Here is a 22,244-nt window from a genome sequence, read left to right as displayed (position 1 = left end):
AAATTCAATCCCCTCTCCATAAGCAAGGATGTTCTCTCATCCTTTACACATCCTTTATTATAACGAAAAGGTCCCCAAACTCCAACCTATCCATTTTTGAGTTTTGACCTAATGAGTTGTGTCTGATACAGTTGTGTAAGAGGTGATTGCAAAATGCTTAAACTGGGTATACTGGACCAGTCTCATATTCCTGAAGGCGGTAATGCTCAGGATGCATTATCCAATACAACAGATTTAGCGCGTGAAGCTGATCAACTGGGATATAGCCGTTATTGGGTATCCGAACATCATGCGTCCAAAACACTAGCGCACTCCAGCCCTGAGGTGCTGATTGCGCATTTGGCTGCTCACACATCACGCATTCGTGTAGGTTCAGGCGGTATTATGCTGCCACACTACAGCGCGTATAAAGTCGCCGAAAACTTCCGCTTGCTGGAGGCACTCCATCCAGGACGCATCGACCTGGGAATAGGGCGTGCTCCCGGTGGTTTACCGCTGGCTACTCGTGCTCTGCAGGAAGGCAAGTACCAATCTGTCGAACAATATCCACAGCAGATTCTCGATTTAATCGACTACTTCCATGATTCGGTGCCTGACAATCATCGATTTGCCGGTCTTCATGCCTCCCCGATGATATCGACCGTCCCTGAATTATGGTTGCTTGGCTCCAGCGGAGAAAGCGCTAGATTGGCTGCGATGATGGGTGCCTCCTATGCCTTTGCCCAATTTTTCGGGACTCCAGGTGGTGTAGAAGCTACCGCACGTTACCACGAGCAATTCCAGCCTTCGATCCTGGGTGATAAGCCCCATTCCATGGCGGCAGTTACGGTGGCCTGCGCGGAAACCGAAGAAGAAGCTGAACAACTGGCGTCCAGTGCTAGTTTGTATTTCCTTTTGCTTATGCAAGGTAAAGAAATGAGTTCTCTTCCGTCGGTGAAAACAGCAATGTCCTATCCGTACACGGAGTTGGATCGTGAGCGGCTGCGTCAATCCGCAGCATGGCGTGTTGTTGGTACCCCTGAACAGTGTAAGGAACAGCTGCTAAGACTGGCTGAGCAGTATCGTACCGATGAGTTGCTGATCGTTTCATCCATACATGACTTTGATAAACGTGTTCAGTCCTACCGTCTGCTGGCCAAAGCTTTTGATTTGGTATAGACACAGTTGAACGGAGGCTGAGCTTCAGAAACATAAAAACCCCCGCCTGCCTATAATGGCAACAGCGGGGGTTTGTCGTAGAGAAGGGTCCATTGGAACCAACCCCTCTGCACTATAGAAGTAATTCAAGCACCACAAAAGTCGAATATCATATGGTACTTTAGTAGTATATACACCGAAACTAAAGTGTCAGTCGTTACCTTCTAAAGTTCCAGTCCTCATATACAAAAGGCGCATACTCTATACTCCAAACCTTGGCAAGATTGCACCCAAAAGTCCCATATCTTTACTCATTCCGATAAAGTTAGTAACGATTAAATTCTAAGGCTCTATCCCCCAAACCAGCTTACCCTGCTGATATACAGTACCATGGTCCCAGTCTGCGAATGCTGTTTGGGTAGCACCATAGGAGTAATCGTTGGTCTCATCAAAATTGCTCCAATTTGCAGCATGAATCCGGGGTTGAATTTCTCCGCTTTCCCCTCCGGGCTGAATCGTTCCCGCTCCATCTGTGAAAGAGATCTCCATATATTTATCAGCCTTAGCCTTTGGATTCGGCAATGTTACAAATGTTGCTTTTACCTTTTCATTGCCAATCCTGGCCCAGTCTACAAAAAACTGCTGAGCTTGTTTGCTTTCATCTGTGTAATAGTAGCGAATTTTTAGATCACTCAACTTCACAGCTGTTTTCCCTGTATTTTTGATATTAAATTCAGGACGGATTGCGTTATCCTTGGCGTTCGTGTCACCGGTGCGATACTGAAGCACAATCCCTTGATCGTTACTGCCTGGTGTACTTCCTCCGTTACCGTTATCGCCGCCGTTGTTGCCACCACCGTTATTACCGCCAGTGTTGCCGCCATCTCCGCCGTTATTCCCACCGTTGTTTCCGCCTCCACCATTGTTGCTGGAGCCTTCCAGAATCGCCTGTTTTACGAATTTGCCGGAAGCGGATAATTGTGAATCAGGCCATCCTCCCTTACGGTCAGCACCAGGCAACAGCGCAGCAGAGGTCTCATTTTTATCTGCCAGCGACCAGTTAGCCCAACTGATTCCACGGCTTGCCAGAAAATCAGTCCATACTTTGGATTCATTCAGGAACGGACCACCGTTACCCGAAGCATCGCTTGTACCCCACTCGGTAGCAAATATGCCCACGCCTTTGTTCAGCGCATAATCGACCCGATCGCGCAAGTACTGTCCATGCGTACCCGCATAGAAATGTACGGTATACATTGTATTCTTGTCTGGAAGTGGATGGTCTGCTGCATCATGTACATCCTGACTCCATGTGCCTGTTCCTACAATAATAATATTGTCCGGGTCCTTAGCACGAATAACCTGAGATACCTCAGACGCATAAGGTCGGATTTGATTGTTCCAGTTCACATTCCCATTCGGCTCATTGGCAAGCTCATAGATTACATTAGGCAAATGGCCGTACTGAGTCGAAAATTCATTAAAGAAAGCTTTGGCTTCATTTTTATGAATGTTCGGATCGCCATCTGAGAGAATGTGCCAGTCAATTATGACGTACAAGCCCAGTTTCTGTGCTGCCTCAATCGCTTCCTTCACTTTATTTTTCAAAGAAGGATTGGCGATATAACCATCTTCTTCAGTGTACAGTGCAACCCGGAATACGGAAATGCCCCAATCGTCCCGTAGCCATTTCATAGAGTCCTGATTTACCAGATCCCCAAACCATTGGACGCCGTGAGAGCTAATACCTTTGAGTTGTACAGGTTTACCGTTTTTATCCACCAGTTTGCCATTCTTTACTGAAAGTTGTCCGTAACGTTCCACAGGGGTCGTCCCAGCAGCCTCTGCTGTTTGCGTATTCCAGTTGAATCCGTTCGTTAACGTTAACAGTAATACTGCTGTTAGCATCACCGCTACTCTTTTTGCGATCCTTGGCAGGATCCATTGCCCATTCATCATTTACACATTCCTTCCTTTTTATAAAGTAGATGAGACTTATCAGTACGTTGTTCTCCGCTCTTTTGCCCCCTCCTTCATACAACAAGAGGATCAGGTCCAAACATAGATGTCACTTACCTGTATATGGATGATACTACTATTATAGTTAGTTTCATGTTACATTTCGACTTTATGATAGAAAATGAACAGGAAGTCACGGTTTTGGGATGTGTTCTGCTTAGTTGACTACTATAGAGTACTAAAGGGACAAAAGACTCATTTTCCAAATGCAAAATTTGGAGAATTTTAGTTGTTTAATAAAAAAAGACTGCTTCCCGATGCTTTAGCTCGGTATAGCAGTCTTATAGATGATCTTATATGTGATCGAATAATGTTACAAATATCGTCTTAACGTATGATCTCCCTATTACCCCTGAGCGGTTGCTTGAGGCTCTTTGGTCGTCTGATCTTCCTTCATATCGCCGCCATCCGTCGCTTGATCTGTCAGTACAGTCTCAGATGAGTTACCTATTACCTTGTCTATAAGTTGCAGCCAAGGTTCTTCACTACCTCCACAGCTCTCAATATCACCGAGCAGGGACTCTAGCGTGGTTCCTTCTTCTGGCAAATCAATAACTAAACTGTCTTCGTCAACTTGGATGGTGCAGCAGGTTTTCATTGTAAATCCCTCGCTTAATTCATATTTGAGCATGCAGTAAGCTAGCTCAGATGGGATGAACTCCCATGGATTCCGGGATAAGCCCTTTGAATCCGTCTGAAATTATAAACCTAATGCACATCAATTGCAATGAACAAAACTTGAATTTTTAAGAATTAGCGAGTGTTACAGAATGGATATCTAAACGAAGTGTTCGCTACAGTAATTTTGGATATATAGAGAATCATTTCAAACACTCAGCGAGCTCCGTAAATATCACCCCAAGCGCATAAGCCCCCGCATCTGGATAACCGAGGCTTCTCTCTCCGACCGTTCCGGCACGACCCATGCGCGCCACGATGTCTTCCGTCTTTTTGGCCCCTGATACAGCAGCTTGAGCACCACTTACAAAGGCTGCCTTCACATCAAAATCTAATTTTACGCTCTCCAACCAGCTATCCGCACATGGCACTAATGCATCTATAAGCGTTTTATCGCCAACGACGGCTCCTCTGCCGAAAGAACGTTCGCCTGTTGATTGTATGCCTTGCACCGCAGCCTGCATCATATCCGCGAATTCGGAAACGGTGAGTTCGGTTCGTTCGCCCGCAGATCGTGCCGCTGCGCGAAATGCTGAACCCCAGATCGGACCCGAAGCGCCACCGCAATATTCCATGATGACGAGCGAGCATGAATGAAGAAAGGCTCCCATCGTCAAAGAATCTTGATTCAGGATGTCTCTCCATTCCCGTTTCAGCTGACGAAATCCCTTAGCAACGCTCATGCCAAAGTCGCCGTCGCCTGCATGAGAGTCAAGATCGCAGAAAGGTACCTCATTCTTGATGATAACCTCGCTCATCTTATCGACTAAATAGATAAGATTGTTCAACGTAACTTTGTTGTTCTCAATAACCGCGAAGGCAGGGTCCGTTTCCACCTCAAAGGATACTTGCCGCTTTTCGTCTGCTACAGTTGAAATATCCGTGAATACGACATGATCAACAGGTCCAGCCACCTTGAACGCAGGTGCGTTGCTTTCATGGGAAAGGAGCGTTTTCAGTTCGTTGTCCAGCTTCATGATGGAAACCGAGATGCCTGCCATATCGATACTCGTCATATAATTGTTGACAAAAGTGCGATCGATCGTGATCCCCTTCGCTGCTAGTTCGCGAGTGACCGAATGATTGAAGAGGTACAGTTCTTGCAGAGGGGTGCCGCCGAAACCATTGATCAACAGGGCGATTTCTCCGCCGAATCCAGTTTCAATCTGCATGTCTCTAAGGAGATCGGTTACCATTCTGCCTGCCAACGTATCCGCATCCGTCAGCTTCTCACGGCTGGTCCCAGGCTCGCCGTGAATGCCGACGCCGTACTCGATTTCATCATGCCCGAGCTCTAATGTTGGCGTACCCTTCGCCGGCACGGTACACGAAGTCAATGCGAATCCGATACTGCGTACATTCGCAGCGGCTTTCTCGGCCACTGCTTTAACTTCCGCCAGACTCCGGCCCTCTTCCGCCGCTGCACCCGCAATCTTATGGACGAGTACCGTTCCCGCCACCCCGCGCCGTCCGACCGTATATAGGCTGTCTTCTACAGCGATGTCGTCTTCAACCTTTACATAGTCCACTTCCAGACCGTCTTCAGTGGCCAGATGGGCGCCGTTTCTAAAGTTCATAATATCGCCGCTGTAATTTTTAATAATCAGCAGCGCACCTTTTTTCCCGGTTGTCGCTCGGATGGCCTGATATACTTGAATTTGTGAGGGAGAGGCGAAGACATCACCGCAGACCGCGGCATCGAGCATCCCTTTTCCAACAAAGCCGGCGTGGGCGGGCTCATGACCACTGCCACCGCCGCTGATGAGCGTTACTTTCTCCGCGTTCAATTCCTTTTTTTTGAGCACTTTGTATTTTGGCAGAAATTCCAGCTCGGGATGCGCGAGCGCAATACCGCTGCACATCTCAAGGACCAAATTTTCCGCACGGTTGATGACCTTTTTCATGCTACTTTACCTCCGCTTTGTACTGGCTCCCGATACGGTCGGCCGCAGCGATTGCCGCTGCAACCTGCTCCACTGTGACCGGAAACGGCATGGAATGAATCGATTCCTCCAGAATGCAGGCCTTTGCAGCTACTTCCATGAGTTCTTCCTGGCTGATATGATCGACGCCAATATCGGCCAAGCAGACCGGTAAACCGACGGCTAAACAGAAATCAAGTACCTGATGTAATTCTTCCGTCGGTGCGTTTTCGAGCACCAGCTGTGCGATCGTGCCGAATGCAACTTTCTCTCCATGATAATAATGATGCGTGCCTTCCAAAATCGTGAGTCCATCATGAATCGCATGGGCCGCCGCAAGTCCGCCGCTCTCAAAGCCCAGGCCTGAGAGTAAAATATTAGTTTCAATGATATTTTCGAGTGCTTGCGTAACTTGGTTTTCATCACATGCCGCTTTTGCTTTGGCACCGTCTTTCAACAGCATTTCATAGCATAGCGTTGCAAGTGCAATCGCCGCATTCGTACCTACTGCTGGCGCACACTGTCCTTCGCGTACTCCGTTAGGCAGTCCGGCATTGACCCTGGAGTAAGAACGGGAGGTCGCACGGGCTTCAAAGTAAGTCGACAGTGCATCACCCATGCCTGATACGAGGAATCGGGTTGGTGCATTGGCAATTACGGTGGTGTCGACTAATACGACACTCGGACTTTGCTTAAAATAGGCGTAATCGTCGAAAGCGCCTTCCGGGGTGTAAAGAACGGCCGAGTGACTTGTCGGTGCATCCGTCGCAGCAATCGTCGGACAGATGATAAGCGCTTCCCCTTGGGCCACGCATTTCGCCGCGTCGATCGCTTTCCCACCGCCGAGACCTACGATACAATCGCATCCATTCGCAGTAGCAATTTCCTGAAGTCTAGACACTTCCTGTCTGGAACACTCACCCATAAAACCGCTTTCAATAAAGGTCACGTTATATTTATCCAAAGTGGAATCAAGCTTATCTTTTACCCGCGCCACATCGGCAGGATGCGCAATCAGTAAAGCGGATTTGCCGAAGGTGCTCACATAGTAACCCAAATTCAACAATTCGTTTTCACCTTGTACATATTTGCTTGGGCTGATAAAAGCTTTTCTCATCTATAATTCCTCCTTATGATTGTGTTGGCTTCGTTCTGATTAAAACTATAACCGAACCATGTAAACTTTACATTGGAGGAATCAAGGAATATATTATAATCTACAATCGTATTTTTTTGCACTGAAGATCACAAATTGTACTTTTTTGTTATCGCTTACAGGATAATTTACCATTAAGGGATGAGAATCTTGATACGTGAACATTTGAGCATCCAGAAAATCTTTGATTTGAAAAAGTGGGAGCAGTTGCAGGATTCATTAGCATCCGTTACCAAATTAGCCATTCTCACCGTCGATTATAAAGGGAATCCCGTAACTAGCCACAGCCAATGCCAATCGTTCTGCAAGAAGGTTCGCCAGGATGAGAGTCTCCTTCCCTACTGCCAAAAATGTGACTCTCGCGGTGGACTTGAAGCGGTGCGTTCCAACAAACCTTATATTTATCTCTGTCATTATGACATCGTCGACATCGCGGTACCGATCATTATTGACGATAAGTACATCGGCGCCGTCATGGCAGGTCAGGTCCGCTTAGCCGATCCTTCGAGCGCCTTACAGCTGGAGCAAATCCTCACGTCAAAAAATGAAAAATTGTACAGTTCCAAATGGGAGGAACTTAAGAACGACTACGCCGATCTGCCATCCATGACCTATCAGGAAATTCAGACGATCTCCAACATGTTATCCTTATTGTGTAATTATATTGTTGAAGAAGCCATGAACAAAAATCTTCTCGCAGAAATGTTCGAGAAGGCGTCGGCCACACAGTCCACTCCGCAGTTGTCCGAGATCCTTCCTGGCTACTCGCTGGAGCATATCGAAAGCCTTAAGAAAGAAATGAATAATTTCTTAGCAGATGCCTATCTGAATTCCTCAGGAGATGTGGATATTCCGTGTGGAAATCCCGTACTAAAACCCGCCTTTGAATATATTTTTCAGCACAAGGGTGAAACTTTTTCTCTCAAAGCCATGGCTGACTTGTGCCACATTAGCCCAAGCTATTTTAGTCGGCTGTTTGCCAAGGAAACGGGGGAGAACTTTTCCAGCTATCTTTCCCGCCTGAAGATTAAATGGGCGAAGCAATTGCTCGAAGCTACAGATATTCCTGTATCTCAGATCAGTAGCGAGCTCGGCTTCAATGAGCCGGGATATTTCATTAAAATATTCAAAAAATATGAAGGCACAACGCCCGCGGTGTACCGAAAGTATTACAAGGGATAAAATAAACGAAAAACAGATGATTCACGGGTCTATCGTCTCCATGATCATCTGTTCATGTAAATTAGTTCTGCTCAAGTTACGTATCCAAGTGTGCTTCCAGGCTGCCTGAGATTGTGTTTTGCGCTCAATCATCATCCCCTATTTATCAGCAATTTTATAGAGTGTTTTTTATCTTTACTGTAGTGTTTCTGACTGATCCTGGGCGTTCGTTTCATTGTGCATGGATCCCGATTTTTTCTTGCGAAATAATTTGGCGAAAAACTTGCCTATTACACCAAACATACCTGCACAAGCAGCACCAATAAGTAGGATAAGCTTAATTCCCGCGCCCTTAAAAAAAGCAATGAGTAATGCCAACAAGCCTACTTTTTTAGCTACTGCCAAGCCTGCTCCTCCCAAAATCAATCCGGTTAGGCCGTATTCGGAAATTTTGTCCGTTGAAGCATTAAATTCCTCGTACCGCTCACCTGATTTGACTGTCAGCTTGGGTAATATGTTCTCATTCAAAAACTTCTTATCTGCGTCCAAATGCGCAGGATCGGACACTAATATTGCAGAGATATAACCCTGACGAGTGAGCAAGCGAACATTATAATTGATCAGTTTTTCCTTGTTCCCATCCTCCGCCAGCATAGACCAGGTTAGATTATGGGTCGCCTCATTATAAAAAGGCTCCACATCCCAGCCCGTAACATACAGACGATCACTTTCCGCTTTTTCCTTGTTACTCTCTTCCGTACCCTCTTTATAATTATCTAGAATGGCATCCGCATCGATGTCTTCTTTTTCATCATCCTTGATGTGTCCAGTTCATCGTATTCAAAAACAACTTCCCAATTTTGATTTTCATCTTTCGGAAATATACTCCCAATCTCCTTACCAGATAGCTTATCATGATTCATCTCGCTTACCTTTGCTGTGTTAGCCGCATCCAAGAAAAGAAGAGATGAGTCCAGTTCAACCGTAGCCATTTTTCCCAGGTCTACCTTTCGTCCACCCTCAATCCATTTTAATTGTTCATTGGATGAGGCCCACGCATTACCCCCACTGAGTAACACCAGACTAAGCGCCAACAGCGTTCCAAAAATCGTTTGGCCCCATTTCATTTTGTTACTACATCTGTTATCTAGTCTCTTGTTCAAAACTCATTACCCCTTTATAAATTCCAATATCTCCCGTGTCCCCAACCATATTAGCCACTGCTTCATATTTTGTAAATTCATAGTAGCAAAGGGAGTTTCCGAGACTTAATACTCATTTTTATACACATGTATGCAAATATTCTAATCTAATCGAACTGAATTTATAATATGTGAATGAGCGATAAGAAATACTCATAAAGGACAAGCACAATTGCGCAATGGCACTACTTCTCCGTTCCAGTTTCCTACTTATGAATTCCTAAACGGGGCTTATTCCTTGATACGACAACCCCATTGACTTCTAGCTTAATTTCGAACAATCCATCTAGCATAAAAAATGTCGAATTTCATCAGATTAAGGAATGTATAATTCATCTAACAAGAGACTTTAGTCTTAGTGACTTTTTGCCTGTTTTTAAACATATGTCAACTTTTTTATTTAAAAGAATGTATAGGCTTTCATAGAGTTGATTGATTAGAAATAAGCTAATTATTGAAAAGCCCCCATACAAGTTTACTGCTTGTTTTGGGGGCTAAGAGTTATTCACCAGTATTTGAATGAGCACACAACTGGTCATTCTCTACAAGTAAAAAAACTTATTCCTCTCATATTTCGAGTGAAATAAGTTTTTTAAAGATCAATTATAATTTTTGGAGTCAATTAATTGAGTAACTTCATTTCACAATCTGTTATTTTTGCTCTCTTTAATTAGCTATTAACATCCTTGTTTACATGTATTTAATCTATTAACTTTAACAATATCATTTACGTTATAATCATCAAACTTTTCAAGAAGAGCATCAAAGCCTTGTGATAATTGATATTCCATTTCTTCCTGGTATATTGGACAAGCAACCAAAAATTGTATTAATTTGTCCTCACTTAACATTAACGAACTAAATCCTTCATCTTCACGAATTGGAGGTAATAATAGCATACAAGTAAAATCATTGTTATTTGCAATTGGTTCTGGAGGATCGCCATTAGGTATAGTGTCTCCATAACAAAACCAAGTGCTTCTTTCATTCGGGAACTTGCCAAGTTTTCTTAGCCAACCAAATGGCCAATAATCTTTAAAATCTTTAATATCCTCTTTAGCCACAGGCCATGATTCCGGAAGATACATGATGAGTTCTGTACATTCCCAATCTTTATTATCCTCTGAAACTTGTGCAGGTAATAAGCTCATTCCTGACGTTATAATAGTATGATAGTCTCGTTGTTCGTTTGCTCGAAAAATGATTAAGTTTATATTCAAACTTTCTGAAGCGGTCTCTATGTTTATTAAATCTGGCTCACCAATGTATTTCTTATAATGTTCTAATAATTGAACATTTATATCCAATATTTTCACTTTCCTCTTCTAAGCAATCTCTTTATATTAAGTCTCCCCATAGGTTGTTAGAATATCAATAGGCTTCCTTGAGGCCACTTACCCTTCCAACCACAAGGTATATGCCCTGAATTATATATTTCCAATAATTCTGTATGAAAACCTGGTTTTACATATGTGCTATATGCATATTCCATCATTGCAGTAAGCAAATCCCACTCAACGCTCTCATATATACAATTATTTAATTTATTTTCTTGTATAAATGTAGAAATATTTTTAAGGTCTCCGTCCTTAAGTAATAATTTAGCCTCCATAGTAATATTATTCCACTGTCTGTACCCTTCTCGCCAGTTCTCATGCAGAGTCGAAGTTAATTGATTTCTTATTTGGAGTCTAACATTATCCCAAGTAGAATTGACTTTTTTTTCAACATCAACCCAGTTGCGTACTTGCGTAACATTAACATTGAATGTAGCATTAATAGCATCCCCACAGTTACTGAAAAAGTCAATTTTAGATATTTTATTATCATAAAAATCCTTTACTTCGTTCATTGTCTTCCCCTTATTTTAGTTTTATTTTTTGAAACAAATATTTATGTGCGACCTTGCTGCCTATTTTTGGAGTGCTCTGATTATTTTTACTAATGCTTTTAGATATAAAAAAAGCTTATTTCTCTCATTGGATCAAGTTGGTTGGAATAAGCTTTCTTGATTTTTTCAAGTATTTGTTTAAGTTTGGTATAACGTTCTACTTATTGATTGTATCTACAATCCCTTAGTCAAAAAAAGTAAACAAAAGCATTACTGTTTTTAAGCAAAGTAAGCAATAAGTTTTCCTTCTTCTGGGTAATCACCATCCCACCCACATGGAAAACCACCAGCCTTATAGATTCTAAAAATTTGTTCGTAAAAATTTTCAATCTCACCATTTATTGCACGATTTATTGCGCAGTTTCTCAAATCTACTACAACACTTTCAAAAAAATCACTATAAGAGTCCGTTATTTGACTTCTAAGACCATCAGCTATTAATCCAGTTAATTCATCCAAACCACTAGGTTTTTGGGAAGAATCTAATTTATACAACTTCCCCTTAACTTTTCCCATTTCAAGTTGTCTTATATCGGACCAAGTATATTCATCTTCACCGAAAACTTCAGTAATGGCTAGCCTTTTCGCCTCTTCATATTGATTAATTGTAACAATATTTTGAGGTCTCTGTGTTTTTGGAAAATCCATCATAGAATTTGAGAATTGAATAACCTCTTCAACTAAATTACTGTGTACTCCGTAATTCATAGCTTATCAAACCACCTTTCCCACAAATCTATTGTTACGCCCCCGCCTCTGTCCCAAACAGGCTCACGACTTAGAAACAAAGGTAAAGTTAATTTCGGATTGTATTAGAGGGTAAGGGTGCTAACCTAAAACTTATCCTTTTACCTGTATCGGTTGACAGGTCGTCACCAAATGGTTTTCTCACACAATAATCCCTGCTACGCGTAGTTGAACTGCGATTAAAGTAACTTTCTTTGTCTACCTTCATTACTATAGTTGTTGTACTAACCTTATTAAAAGTTGCAATTCATGTCCGCCGTCATCTTGCCTAGGTTCCTTTCAGCCGATAGCTGAACTTTATTATTCTACCTCTTCTGGTTTTCTAAATAAACATAGAGTATCTAGTGCTTCGAAGATGTTATCTCCGAACTTGAATAATGAATATCCATTTTTTCCGTATACCTTCCCGGATTTCGAAATAAACATTATTAAATTTCCGCGATATGCTTCTCCAACTACAACAAGCGGCTCTTTTACTCATGCCTCAAATTCCTCGAAGTCTTCTTTTTCATAATAATCCCCTACAGCTTCTTCAGGACTAAAAATAAAGGTTTCCAAACTTCCATCGGGATGCTTAAATTTATATTCGACTCCACCAAATACGCTTAGTGCATCAATCACTGAATCGAATACTTGATACCCCATTGCTTCTAATAACTTTACTGTTGCGGTTAAGTCAACCTCATTAATTGGTTTCCATCCTGCTGGTATTAGTATTTCTCTCGCATCATATGATAAGTTATCCATAAGCATTCTCCTATTTTTTCAAAAATACTATTCATGAAAGTCATCAATAAAATCAAAAAATGTCTTTTCACAGTTTTACATGGCTGGTAGTACTTCTCTTTACCTTTAAAGATACTTACTAGTATATTTTCTATTTTTAATGTTGACTATAAAAGTCGATGACCGCCTGAATCTCAGCACAATTTTCAACATGCCATGATTTGAAACTTTCATCATCCTTGTACGGATTTTTGGGGTCGTTTTTGGCTTTCCTCTTGTTTCTTGTACTTTCTTAATTAAGTCAGGATTCCATTACACTTGGATTGAATTGTTACTCTCGTCTTTGAGGAACTGAACATGCTTCTCTAACTGCTCCCTAGCAAGATCTCTAATTCTCAATTAGCTTTTGTCTTTAGCACTACCCGTTCCCTATGTTGTAAAGCTAATCTATTGAAAAGTAAGATGGTTGCTAAAATACTAGCATTTCCATCTGTTTAGTTTTCTTTTTTTCTGCTTGTTCAGGCATGCGGAATACTGTTTTGTCCTTCATCATGCCGTAAATAATGTTGACTACTATCAGCGCATCTTAACTGTCCGCCTGTTGCCGTGACCCTTGTACTTTCTGGCAGTAGCCTCTTATCTCCTGATACTCTGCTTGTGTCTGTGAAATCAATCCCAATTTTTCTTCTCCTGCCTGAACCTGCTTTGCCATTTCTCTTGCCCTCCTTTGATTTTGAGCATGCAAAAAAGCTCATTCCCCCTCATCATTCAAGTTGGAACAAGCTTTGGAAAGTTTACAAGGAGTTAGATCAGAGATTTATAGTACGAAAGTGGGGTTAATAATAATACTGTATACATCTTTCTTTGGGAGGTGTCCATTCATCAACCAATAGATCTTCTCGCAGCAGTTTAGATTTGTGCTCCAGTTTGGCAATAAATAAAGCATAATAGTCGCCACCAGTTGGATAAGCAAACAATCCATACTTTTTTGGATAAATGAGATTATTGACTTCTTTTATCTTGTCAGGCACATACTCATATTCAAATTCCCCCAATTTCTCCAATTCCTCCTGGGAAGCCAATTCAAGGTTATGAGCAAATTCATAATCCAAAATATAGTTAACAATCTCCATAGATTGCTCACCTCGATAATCAAGATAGAGAAATTTCTTCGTAGACAGACCATATTTTAATACACTTTCGTAGATACTTAACTCCTCCAAATCACTTAGAATGACTTCCATGTCTTGGCGATCTTCAAATATGAGCTGTACGATTTCCTCATCAGACATGTTGATTTCCTCCGCTTATAATTATTGAAACAATTCCCCATGTTTATTCGGAATATATTCGGGATAATTTTTACGATAAAAGTTATCTATGAGGCGCAACAGCGTGTCCCATTCCGGATAAGATTCATGATCTCCAATTTCCATTTTCGCTTCTGGCGTGTTCATCAATACATCGTCAAAATGATTGAAAACAGGTAGACTCAATTTATTCCTTACATAAAGCAAGAACAATATTTCATATGGATAGAATCCATATCTAAAGTCGCCAAATTCCATGGACTCGCCTATTTCTGAGGCTAACATCGAGTGGTAAAGTGACATTTCACCAATCAGGCGGTTAATTACTTCCGAATCACGAGTTTTCCATTGCTCCAACACTCCCTTATAAACATCCAGGTCTTCCGGTATTAAATCGTATCGAAGCCCAGCTTCCTTGAATTTTTCTTTCACAGCTATATGCAAGTATTGACTCGTTCCCGCAATAGTTTTATTTCTATATTGTAAGTATAACTCCAATAAAAACCACGTATGTTTGTTCCATTCATTAGCTTCTAGTATATTACTTCCAAGGTTGTTCTCTATAAAGTCAAATAATATGTTTTCTTCTTTCTCCCACCCAAACATCGTGAAATGAATTAAGGCTGTTATGACTTCCCGAAACGAGTATTCTGGCATCATCCCAGGGTAACGGATTTTATAAAGATCTTGCCCCATACACTGGTAAAAAACGACCATTTGCATCTTTTTCAATTCTTCTACTCTATTTCCACCATTAATTAAAACATCGTACTTCCATTTTGAGAGGTAATATGAGAAAACTGAGTCTAAATCTATTAATAAAATATGATCCTTCTCTACAGCATTCAAATCGACGATATTAATTATTTCACTTTGGCACTCTTCATATTCATTTTTAATTTCTTCAAATTTGATCCCGTCAACAAAGTTTTTACTGTATCTTCTATACGCCATTTCTAGTTTTTTTGGATTTAGCATTATGTCCTCCTTAAGGTTAGTCTATTGCTTTGTTCCAATCTTTTATCTTTAATTCGTCTACACCAAATCCAGTTTTGGTTATCTTTAAATCTGTTTCTACCCTAATAAAATCAAATTGCAATCCAGGATACTCCTTTTTTAGTTTTTTCAATTTAGTCTGAAAAGCCGCATATATTGAATTGCTACTTTTTAGCATATCTTGAAAATAAGCTTCCCCTCCTAATTTTTGTTTATTAGAATAACTAAAACTGGCGGAATCTGATGCTTTTGATTCAATCATTGTTAATTTTGGTGGAGGACCCTTTGATAAAAATGTCGCATCTACACCGTTCCTACCTATTTGGAAAAAATCTGAAATGTCTTCACCTAAATTGTTATCTTTTGCTACTTTTTTCGCTACTTCTTCTCCAAAATCACCTTTATCATGACTAAAATATTTAGAGTTATCGATTTTTCTTTCATGTTCTTTTGCGTCTTTCAAGTCAAAATTATCACTAATTTCATCTTTAGTATCTAGTTTGTTTGCCAATTTGTTTCTTTTACGTGTTAATCTTTTGAGGTCATCCTCATTTCCTTCTTTTTTCAATTTCGCTATTTGTTCATCTAAAGTTTTAATTTCTTTTTTGATATTGTCAGCCTTACTACCACCTGAATCACCTTTACCCGTCCCCTCAACCTTTTTCGCCGAGTTCTCTTCCATTTCCTTCATGACCTTGTTGTAATTCTTCTGCACATCCGTCTGTGGAAGTGGTCCGCTGTCCATCTTATTAACGTGCGGAACTGGCGCTCCGTTGGCTGTGGCCAACTTCCCGGGGCTGAGGCCGTCTGCCATTTTACTTAGTTGCTCATTGAACTTCTGACCCAGTTTACTGCCGGTCTGCTCCAGTTTGGTTACAGCTTTACCAAAGCCTGCCCCGACTGCATCTACACCTTTGCTAATCCATTGCGGTGTAACTTTGCTGCCTACCTTTTCCGCGAATCCGCCGATGGCCTTGCCTACTTTGGAATCCAGTACGCCTACGGTGACAAAACCTAGTCCTGCGTCTTTTGCTACTGAGCCCCAGTTGATCTTTTCACCACTTAGCACCTGACTCGCCAAATTTTCCGCGGCATTTGTTACACCGCCGATCGCTGCTTTTCTTAGCAACGTTCCTCCTACACCGAGTGGACCAAAGATCGCTCCAGACACTGCCCCGATCCCCGCTTCTTTTAAGCCGGTCAGGGCATAGTCACTAAAGTCGCTCACTTCCCCTCGAGCGATATCCGATGCCGCCAAACTCGCTACGCCCAAACCACCCGCCAGCAGTGCTCCTCCGGCTACCGCCGCAATGACCACCGTACCCGCTCCAAGCGTCGCTACCGTAATGGCTGCTACCACGGCTACGGCTGCGACAACCGCCAAACCGCCCAAAATATTCATCCCCAGCTTGCCCCAGTTAAACGGTTCAGGGGGTGGCGGCGGTGGAGGTGGCTGTCCTTCCTTCGGCTCATCGTCGAACGGCGGGTACGCGGTTCGGTCGCTACCGTCCGCCCATACATTTCCTCCCAACACGTGGTATTCGTTCTCTACCGAAAGTCCCGTGCTTCCTCCCGTCTGGTACGCCATGACCTGACTGGTTCCGTCAATAATGATTTTCTTCGGCGTATTCAGAATGATTTTCTGCTCTGCTTCTAGTGTTAGCTTTTTGGGACTAGTTATTTCAATCCCAGTAGCATCGTCCAGACTCATCTGCAATGTCCCACCCGGATCACCCATGATATGGATGCGACCCGGTGCCATTTTCAGCTCACTTCCATGCTCCGTACCAAAATATCGATCATTGGGATTACTCGTTTTCGCGCAACCGTCTCCATTTGTACGAACCGCACCCAAAATCATTGCTCTGGAACCAGACGCATCTGGAAAATACAGGCTTGCCTGTGTTCCCACCTTCGGCATACTGTACATCGCACTTCCCGTTGGGGGAGCGAATGGATACCAATGCGGCTCGGATACCCCATCATCCTTATCAATCGTCAGCCGCAGCTTCACTTCCTCTCCCCGAACCGCGAGAACCTCTCCTTCCAGTGAAATCCCGATTGTTTTGGGATTGGGGATGAAATCACTGCGAATGCCCTCCGCGCGGGCCAACACATAACTGAATAGCAAATGCCCCTTTTCCATGCGGCTTCGCAATTCAGTTACAATCATTGTTTTCTGGCGAAATTGCACCTCGTCTCCAAGAGCATACCGTTCTCCGCTTTCGATCTCGTATTTGAAAAAGTCGGTATCATGTAGCCCGGCTGACGTTCCGCCTGCCCACTGATAGCCCTTTAAATCTTTACTTGCCGTATAAGGCGTATCCTTCCGAATCGTTCGTTGGGTGCCAGCAGGCATGCCGAAATACAGCTTCGGCGCTGCGGACTCCCATATGTCGCTGACCACCACTGTATGTAAACGGCTCGCCATCCGTTTCATAAGCTCCCAGTCGGTTTCATCATATTGTAAAATGGCTTCGCCTACCGACTGCTCTCCGGTCTGGAACAAGACATCACTTTGCTCATAGCCTTGAGCAAGCTTGTGCACTAACTGTCTATATGTTTGTTTTTCCTCAGGAAAAGACCGCTTTCTTTTGACAATATCCAGCTCAAATGAGCCACTGATTCCTTCCAGTGTAAGTGTATATACTCCATTATGGTTCTCAACTTCCACCGTATGGACGACACCCTTAAACAAGCTGATTTCTTCTTGTCCATTCTGCGCATACACATGTAGCTGATCCTCTGAGGTCGCATCTAGCGCAGCCGTGGCATGACTCGACTCCTTACAAATGCCTGTGAGTGTAATACGCCCATGCTCACTCGGCTTCCACTCGATCTGAACATCCTTTAAGACCTGAATGGGGTAGGGGGAATCTATTCGAATCTGATCATATCCTATCATGTTTTCAAACCTCCCTTCCAGCTACTCCTCCTGCTGGCCATTCGTATGAAATTCGATAAATCCATGATATAAACAAGTCTGAAATGAAGAGGTCGTCAAGGCTGGCTGGCCTTCCACCTTTGTCTGTTCTTTTGTGTTTTTCCACTTATCCGTCAGCATCGGCAGGCATGGCTTTCCAGAAATAGTAGAGCCATCTTCGGCGATCAGATAAATAGTTTCGGCACTCGGCTGTTCCGGACTATTACAAATTCCAAAATGAGGAACATTTTCAGGAGAATAATCTCCTTCATTCATCATGGGTTTACCATTAACAAAAGCCCCGTGGCTGTTCGGCAAGTTGATCTTTCGAGGATGGGTCCCGCAAGTGCAACGCATACAGGCCCCCCGTACGACATAATACTCATTGTCTGACATGTGCCCTTTCCCTCCCTATTTCACCTCGACTTGCTCCAAAGCGATCCCTGTGTAATCACGCCGCAATATACTTTCCGCCACGTCTAAACGGACGATGATCATCGGGATAGCACTCTCCTGGATTGTAAATATCTTGTGGCTCCGAATAGCATCTGCTTGTAATACCAGCTTTCGAAACACACTTTGATCCAAATTCCATTCACTTTCCGGATGTACAGCTGTGAGCCGCTCCACAAAAGGAATATAGTAATTCTTCTGTATCCTCTGTTCGATCTGAGTAAGTATCGTTAATTTCATAGGCATCTCCGGCACATAGGCCTGGACAAGACGCTTTAAAGCATCTGAAATAAGAGGAATGGGACCTTCTAGATAATCAATAAAAATACTTTCTGCATCTGCCTTCACGTGAAACATCAATGGCTTGACAATATCCTCCGGCTGCAAATCATACAGCTTCCACGGATCAATCGTTTCCATCACCTTTTGTAGCGTAGGAACATTGGTATACCGCACATCCTGCTTTAAGAGGAAATAATCCATGAAGATTCCCCCTCTCGTGTCTCGGCTCCCTCACTATGCGTAAAACGGCACAATATTTCGCTATCATCTCGATACTCTCCGGCAAATATCGTGCATATGTCAGCTTTCGGCAACCTTTCTAGTGAAGGGGAAGCAACGAAGGCGGGCATCTGACTTTTCAGAAACTCAACGGTGAGCAGATGGTATTTAACCGCTTCAATTTGTTGAATTTGCTCAATATCCATCGTCGTAATCTTACGGGCATAATCGGACTTGAGCTTTTCCAGCTTAGCCATGCGATTGAACAGAGGCTCGAAAACAAAGTTTGCCGACCATTCCACAGCGCATTCAGCCTCATCCAGAAACCAATTCTCATCATAGGCGTCTATACGATAAACCGCTCTATTTTTCATAACACGGGTTCTGAGCAAGGAGATATAAATATATCGAATATCCCCCTTGCGACCTTGCTCGTGCTGAAGGGTAGCGAGCTGGCATAGCGACTCTAAAGCTGCTAAAAGCTCCTCTTCAATGGCTTGCTGCCGTGCCAGAAAGTTGTTTTCAATAAGTGCCAAATCATGTAGCCATTCCGTAAATACGTGCTTTTCCAGCAAATCCTGCAACGCAGCATCCCGATCCATGAGCTTCATTCAATGTTCACCTTACCCCCGGTTAATCTCACATCGTCCATGATGTCGAGTTTGGCTCCGGATTGAATAAAACTTACGCCTTCTTTCCCCTCCATAATAATTTTCGCTCCCCCTGTAATTTGGATATCTTCCTGAGCAGACAGGGTTATTTTTTTGTTACTATTAATTTCAATCCCGCCTTCATCCGTGAGACGCATGAGCATTTGCCCACTGTTGATAATTTCTACTGCACCAGGCTTGAAAACGACTTGTTTGCCGTACTTGGTGCTGATACTTTTGACCGCAGGATCACTCCTTTTAACCGGATCAGAGGAGGCAAGATCGACAGAACTGGCGGCAAAAGCATGCTGCTCCCGTTCATCCGGAAAGTACAGACGAATTTGATCCCCTGCTTCTGGCATAACATACCAGCCGCTGCCATCAGGAGAAGAATAAACCGTAGAATAGGGAAACCACATAGCCCCGGATGCAGTCGAGTCTTGATCAATTTCCAGCTTGATTTTCACTTTTTCTTTGGAAATATCAATCACCTTGCCAAACAGAGAGGCTCCTGACAGATCATAGGCATAGACGGTTGGGCATTTTAACCCATGTGCATCTCGTAAAATGTAACGATTCACGATCAGATTTCCTTCTGTGGTCGTTTCCGCCTTGGCTATGTAAAGAGTTCTTTTATGAAAAATGACGGAACTACCGAGTTCTAGCACTTTGTTGCTGGTCACTTCATAGCTCAAGCTGTTAGACTCGCCATATTCCGGCAGTCCGTTGCGGGACATGAGCTTGTGCTCCTTCAAGTCTTTTTTTATGGAATAGTTATGTTCGTTCAGCGGTTGAGGGGCACTAGAATGGGGGACACCAATCACATATTTCAGTCCTTGTTGCATCGTAATTGGAATTAAAGCAGCATGTAGCCGAGAAGCAATTCTTTTGACAAAAGCCCAGTCCGTTTCATTGTATTGCACTAATAATTCACCGATAGCTGCGCCATGAGAAGCCTCATCAATCACTTCTGCATCAGTATATGAACTTGTAACATGCGAAAACAGTTTGTTATACGACTCTCCTGTTTTTTGGAATGAACGACGTTTTGGGCGAATATCCATCATTAAGGTTTCACTGCTAGCCTCAATCGTAAGCTCGCGTACTCCGTTTACAGCTTTTACAGCAATATTCGTGACGATTCCCTGAAAAAACCGGATCTCCTTGCCTTCACTTTTTAAGAAGACTTCAATGTGCTCATCTTCATCCGCTTTTTCTACGTATTGATCCAGCTTGTCCTCCGAAACAATTCCACGTATGCAGAAGCTCACATGTTCGTTTAACTGTTTAATGAGATGGATACTTAATACACGCTGAAACTGATAAGGGGCCACCTGAACATCTGCTGTGGTGTAAATGGGGTTACTCATTCATATCCCTCCTTTTCTGCCTCGTCAACCGTTTGAATGGTACGAATCATCTGCAGGGCGACATCCCGCCATTCAGCATACTGCTTATACGGACAACAAAATGTTCCCATGACCGTCTTTCCTTCCAACTCAAAGTAGAACATATTGTGGTAGATGGGCTGGTCCAGCGCAGGACTTTTAAAGTCAAAATAGCCAATCTGCTTACCATGTATCTCTTCTATTTTTTCTTCATAAAATACGTGGGCAGGATTCATATTTTTCATCATGGCCTTCATGCCAGAAGTGAGCTGCTCCACCCATTCATCTTGTAACGTCTGGTCCACCCGATTCAGGGTAACATCCACACTGCCCAAATCATTCGTCAAAATCATTTCTGGACGTTGCTCATGAGGATATTTGATCTTTTGTAAATGCTTGGGCATTGGAGTAAAGATAGAGGGGACATGCATTTTCAGCCGATCCTCAAAAAAAGATCGCTCTTCAAACACATAGGATTGACCGTTAATGATTATGGGTCCTGCTAAAATATTGTTAGACCTCTTCAGCTTCTCCATCTCACGGAGCCGATCCAAAATCTTTTCATCCTCATATTTCATAATGCACACTCCTCTACCTGATTTTCTAATCCACAATCATCCGTCCTGCTCCGCCGCCCTGCCAACGGCCTGCTGTTCGTTTTCCACGTCCGGCGCCTTCTAGAATAAGAACTAGCTGTCTATGCAACTGAGCATGAGAATAATCTCTGTATTCCGCACCATTTCGGTTTGCAATGTAATGCTGGATAGATTCTCTGTCCACGGCTTCCAGGTTCAGGCACATAAGCGCAAACATACAATCCATCGGATCTGTGGCACCACTTTTAAGCAGTTCGGATGCGAAGTAGCGCATCATTTCCGGGCGCAATGTACTCTGCTTCAAACCCGCAAAAGGAGCATAAATATCGCTCCATGTATTGAATTCGGTAGCCATGTCAGCAAAATCCTGATAATCCGAGCGAAGCACGGCTCCATCTTTGAGCTTGAATCGGCCCAGCTCCATCTCATCCAGACCGATCTCTGCCTCATCCTCCAGCACGATATCTGCATGATGGGCTGTGAAATCCGGGCGATCTGTTTGTTCCAAAAAGAGCAGCTTCAACACCGACAGCCGCCCCGTGGCCGCATACGGCACTTCCTGCTCCTGCTCCAGCAGGTATAGTCTGTCCTTGTGCTTCACGATGCCTCTACCAATGGTCAGCGTGTACTCCCCTACAGTTACGTTCATTCCGGTAATAATGCCATCCGAAAAATCCTGATACCGGATATCCAGAAAACTGCGAGGGTAGTCTCGCAGGTTCTCTAGCATCTCGGTTTTAAGAATACGGCCCTTCTCAAACTTCGGAACGATATGCGTTAACATGGTA

General features: G+C 43.2%; 19 protein-coding genes and 2 pseudogenes. 2 read left to right on the top strand and 19 right to left on the bottom strand.

Features of this window, described 5'->3' with window-relative positions; translation table 11 throughout:
• The first annotated feature begins 153 nt into the window (after positions 1-153).
• Entirely contained in the window at positions 154-1,158 is a 1,005-nt protein-coding gene (locus MHB54_RS20445; protein ID WP_023989831.1) for an LLM class flavin-dependent oxidoreductase, read from the top strand.
• A gap of 321 nt (positions 1,159-1,479) precedes the next feature.
• On the opposite strand, the gene MHB54_RS20440 is transcribed toward MHB54_RS20445, so the two are convergent.
• The 4 genes from MHB54_RS20440 to MHB54_RS20425 all read right to left on the bottom strand — a co-directional run bounded on the left by MHB54_RS20440 (position 1,480) and on the right by MHB54_RS20425 (position 6,873).
• Complete coding sequence (locus MHB54_RS20440; RefSeq protein ID WP_023989832.1) at positions 1,480-3,096, bottom strand: cellulase family glycosylhydrolase; 1,617 nt, start codon at positions 3,094-3,096, stop codon at positions 1,480-1,482.
• 406 nt (positions 3,097-3,502) lie between these two features.
• Positions 3,503-3,754 carry a hypothetical protein gene (locus MHB54_RS20435; protein ID WP_025723818.1) on the bottom strand — a complete coding sequence of 84 codons (252 nt, stop codon included), beginning with the start codon at positions 3,752-3,754 and terminating at the stop codon, positions 3,503-3,505.
• A gap of 223 nt (positions 3,755-3,977) precedes the next feature.
• Positions 3,978-5,738 carry a dihydroxyacetone kinase subunit DhaK gene (gene dhaK / locus MHB54_RS20430; protein ID WP_068942057.1) on the bottom strand — a complete coding sequence of 587 codons (1,761 nt, stop codon included), beginning with the start codon at positions 5,736-5,738 and terminating at the stop codon, positions 3,978-3,980.
• A gap of 1 nt (position 5,739) precedes the next feature.
• On the bottom strand, positions 5,740-6,873 hold the full coding sequence (locus MHB54_RS20425) for a glycerol dehydrogenase (RefSeq protein WP_023989835.1): 1,134 nt from the start codon (positions 6,871-6,873) through the stop codon (positions 5,740-5,742).
• Positions 6,874-7,062: 189 nt separating this feature from the next.
• Between MHB54_RS20425 and MHB54_RS20420 the strand changes: the two genes are divergently transcribed.
• Positions 7,063-8,094, top strand: coding sequence for a PocR ligand-binding domain-containing protein (locus MHB54_RS20420; protein WP_053325930.1), 1,032 nt, complete (start codon positions 7,063-7,065; stop codon positions 8,092-8,094).
• Positions 8,095-8,268: 174 nt separating this feature from the next.
• On the opposite strand, the pseudogene MHB54_RS20415 reads toward MHB54_RS20420, so the two are convergent.
• The 15 genes and pseudogenes from MHB54_RS20415 to MHB54_RS20345 form a co-directional block, all read right to left on the bottom strand.
• Positions 8,269-9,200 (bottom strand): annotated as a pseudogene (locus tag MHB54_RS20415) (DUF2167 domain-containing protein).
• Positions 9,201-9,952: 752 nt separating this feature from the next.
• On the bottom strand, positions 9,953-10,591 hold the full coding sequence (locus MHB54_RS20410; protein WP_264454676.1) for a suppressor of fused domain protein: 639 nt from the start codon (positions 10,589-10,591) through the stop codon (positions 9,953-9,955).
• Between the two features lie 47 nt (positions 10,592-10,638).
• Positions 10,639-11,127 (bottom strand): hypothetical protein, encoded by a 489-nt coding sequence (locus MHB54_RS20405; protein WP_023989838.1) that lies wholly within the window; start codon positions 11,125-11,127, stop codon positions 10,639-10,641.
• A 258-nt stretch (positions 11,128-11,385) separates the two neighbouring features.
• Entirely contained in the window at positions 11,386-11,874 is a 489-nt protein-coding gene (locus MHB54_RS20400; protein ID WP_023989839.1) for a hypothetical protein, read from the bottom strand.
• Between the two features lie 339 nt (positions 11,875-12,213).
• Positions 12,214-12,660 (bottom strand): annotated as a pseudogene (locus tag MHB54_RS20395) (SUKH-3 domain-containing protein).
• A 565-nt stretch (positions 12,661-13,225) separates the two neighbouring features.
• Positions 13,226-13,351, bottom strand: coding sequence for a hypothetical protein (locus MHB54_RS20390; protein WP_023989841.1), 126 nt, complete (start codon positions 13,349-13,351; stop codon positions 13,226-13,228).
• Between the two features lie 124 nt (positions 13,352-13,475).
• Complete coding sequence (locus MHB54_RS20385) at positions 13,476-13,931, bottom strand: DUF6630 family protein (RefSeq protein ID WP_023989842.1); 456 nt, start codon at positions 13,929-13,931, stop codon at positions 13,476-13,478.
• 21 nt (positions 13,932-13,952) lie between these two features.
• The gene (locus MHB54_RS20380; protein ID WP_023989843.1) at positions 13,953-14,927 is read right to left on the bottom strand and encodes a hypothetical protein; all 975 of its coding nucleotides are present in this window, start codon (positions 14,925-14,927) and stop codon (positions 13,953-13,955) included.
• A gap of 16 nt (positions 14,928-14,943) precedes the next feature.
• Positions 14,944-17,850, bottom strand: coding sequence for a hypothetical protein (locus MHB54_RS20375; RefSeq protein WP_264454675.1), 2,907 nt, complete (start codon positions 17,848-17,850; stop codon positions 14,944-14,946).
• Positions 17,851-17,871: 21 nt separating this feature from the next.
• Positions 17,872-18,264 (bottom strand): DUF4280 domain-containing protein, encoded by a 393-nt coding sequence (locus tag MHB54_RS20370; protein WP_023989844.1) that lies wholly within the window; start codon positions 18,262-18,264, stop codon positions 17,872-17,874.
• A gap of 15 nt (positions 18,265-18,279) precedes the next feature.
• Entirely contained in the window at positions 18,280-18,804 is a 525-nt protein-coding gene (locus tag MHB54_RS20365; RefSeq protein ID WP_028542476.1) for a hypothetical protein, read from the bottom strand.
• Entirely contained in the window at positions 18,786-19,433 is a 648-nt protein-coding gene (locus tag MHB54_RS20360; RefSeq protein ID WP_023989846.1) for a hypothetical protein, read from the bottom strand. The genes MHB54_RS20365 and MHB54_RS20360 overlap by 19 nt, the downstream gene beginning before the upstream one ends.
• The gene (locus MHB54_RS20355) at positions 19,430-20,842 is read right to left on the bottom strand and encodes a hypothetical protein (protein WP_023989847.1); all 1,413 of its coding nucleotides are present in this window, start codon (positions 20,840-20,842) and stop codon (positions 19,430-19,432) included. Before MHB54_RS20355 ends, MHB54_RS20360 begins: the two co-directional genes overlap by 4 nt.
• Positions 20,839-21,438 (bottom strand): hypothetical protein, encoded by a 600-nt coding sequence (locus MHB54_RS20350; RefSeq protein ID WP_023989848.1) that lies wholly within the window; start codon positions 21,436-21,438, stop codon positions 20,839-20,841. The genes MHB54_RS20355 and MHB54_RS20350 overlap by 4 nt, the downstream gene beginning before the upstream one ends.
• A 25-nt stretch (positions 21,439-21,463) precedes the next feature.
• Complete coding sequence (locus tag MHB54_RS20345) at positions 21,464-22,240, bottom strand: DNA and RNA helicase (RefSeq protein WP_264454674.1); 777 nt, start codon at positions 22,238-22,240, stop codon at positions 21,464-21,466.
• Between the last annotated feature and the right edge of the window lie 4 nt (positions 22,241-22,244).

The sequence above is a fragment of the Paenibacillus sp. FSL M7-0802 genome, assembly GCF_038004945.1.
GTDB classification, from domain to species: Bacteria; Bacillota; Bacilli; order Paenibacillales; family Paenibacillaceae; genus Paenibacillus; species Paenibacillus polymyxa_B.
The sequence above is the reverse complement of the archived record's forward strand: the minus strand, read 5'-3'. Positions and strand labels throughout refer to the sequence as shown.